1 protein-coding gene is annotated in these 1,918 nt (G+C 36.3%); it reads right to left on the bottom strand.

Annotation, left to right across the window (positions count from 1 at the left end):
- Window positions 1-86: 86 nt before the first annotated feature.
- A complete protein-coding gene (gene ltrA / locus ACTNBA_RS18985; RefSeq protein ID WP_035132058.1) occupies window positions 87-1,496 on the bottom strand; it encodes a group II intron reverse transcriptase/maturase in 1,410 nt (469 codons plus the stop codon).
- Window positions 1,497-1,918 lie beyond the last annotated feature (422 nt).

Raw genomic sequence — 1,918 nt, 5'->3', positions numbered from 1 at the left:
AATCGAGTAGGAGGAAAATAATTATTTTATTTTCCGTCCTCTCACACCACCGTGCGTACCGTTCGGTACACGGCGGTTCAATAGAATTACCTATATCTTAAATAACTTTCAGTTAATGTTATAAACCCTTGTTCTTTTAGGTAATTGTTAGATAATGTTCTTGCTAAAATAGGGCTGTTGGAGATTCTCCAATAGCCTTTTCTTGTGTTTGCATATTCCCACGCTTTGAAGCTATCTAATCCTAATTTAACTAGATTATCATGTTTTGTTTTAATTTTCTTCCATTGCTTCCAATAGCATAGGCGTAGCCTTCGTCTTAGCCATTCATCTAGACTTATAAGAGTACTTTTCATATCTGCTAACTTAAAGTAATTAATCCAACCAATTATTATTTGTCTTAATTTTACTGCACGATATTCCATGCTCATTGCATTGCTTCGCCCAGTAATTTTCTTAAGCGTAGCTTTTAATTTCTCAATGGATTTACTGTGTACTCTTATTCCCATCTCATTTTTCTTGTTATAAAATGAGAATCCTAAATACTTTAACTTCCACGGTCTATCGACCTTACTTTTGTCCTTATTCACTTTGAGTTTCAAATCCTCTTCTATGAATTTTGTGATACTATGCATTACTCTTTCTGCAGCCTTCTTTGATTTAACATATATATTACAATCATCAGCATATCTACAGAAATTTAATCCTCGTTTTGCTAGTTCTTTATCAAGTTCATTTAACATGATATTGCTAAGCAATGGAGATAAATTACCTCCTTGAGGTACGCCTTTCTCCGTAGTATTTACTGCTCCGTTCATCATCACACCTGCTTGTAGATATTTTCTTATTAGAGAAATTACCCTAATATCTTTAACCTCTTTATAAACTAAGCCTATTAGCTTATCATGGTTTACAGTATCAAAGTATTTCTCTAAATCTATATCAACAGCCCACTTATATCCATTATCCATGTACTGTTTACATTTTAGAATTGCTTGATGAGCGCTTCTATTTGGTCTAAATCCATAACTATTCTCAGAAAACTTCTCTTCAAATATTGGGATTAGCACTTGAGCAATGGCTTGTTGTATCACTCGGTCAACTATCGTTGGAATTCCCAGTGGACGCTTCTTACCATCTGATTTTGGAATTTCTACACGTCTAACTGGATTTGGTTTATAGCTACCATCCAATATAGATTGCCTAAGGCTATCGCCATTTTCTTTTAAGTATTGTAGAAGTTCATCTACTTTCATACCATCAATACCATGACTTCCTTTGTTAGCTTTAACTCTTTTAAAGGCTTGATTTAGATTGTTTCTATCTATAATCTTCTCTAGCAATCCATTGGAGTATTTAATTTCGGCGTCTTGTCGCTTTTCTAACGTCAATGAAATGCTAGGCGCTCCTACATACTCTTCGAGTTCCACTCTATCCTTCTGTAGGTAACCTTCTCTATGAAGTTGTCTGCTTTCATCACATTTCTTTGTGTTCTTCAAAGTTTCAAAACCTCCTATCGTTCAGTCCTTCCACTCGCTTTCGCGATTAGCGAGAGTACTATGACCTCTGCTGACTTCTTAGACTTCAGCTATGTATCACTACATAGGTTATTGCTTCAAAATTCATTTCCACAATGTATATCTAAGACCTCCCCAGGTAAGAACGTAATCTTTCTCTCCATCTATCTGCCACATTTACATTACCTATTTTCGAGTAGTTATTGGGCTTTAGTTTGACTAGCAACTTTACCCATAGGTACTGCCTTACATGTGGTTTCTGTTCGTCAGACCAGAGATTTGCCGCCGACTTCCTTCAGATTCCATCTCACGGTGGACACCCTTGTCTTAAGCTATACACTTACCACTACTAGGTCGTGTTAGGGACTTTCACCCTTAAGATTACGCCCATGCTGGGCGCACTA

It is taken from the genome of Clostridium sulfidigenes (genome assembly GCF_052067195.1).
In the GTDB taxonomy this organism is placed as follows: Bacteria; Bacillota; Clostridia; order Clostridiales; family Clostridiaceae; genus Clostridium_J; species Clostridium_J sulfidigenes.
The sequence above is the reverse complement of the archived record's forward strand: the minus strand, read 5'-3'. Positions and strand labels throughout refer to the sequence as shown.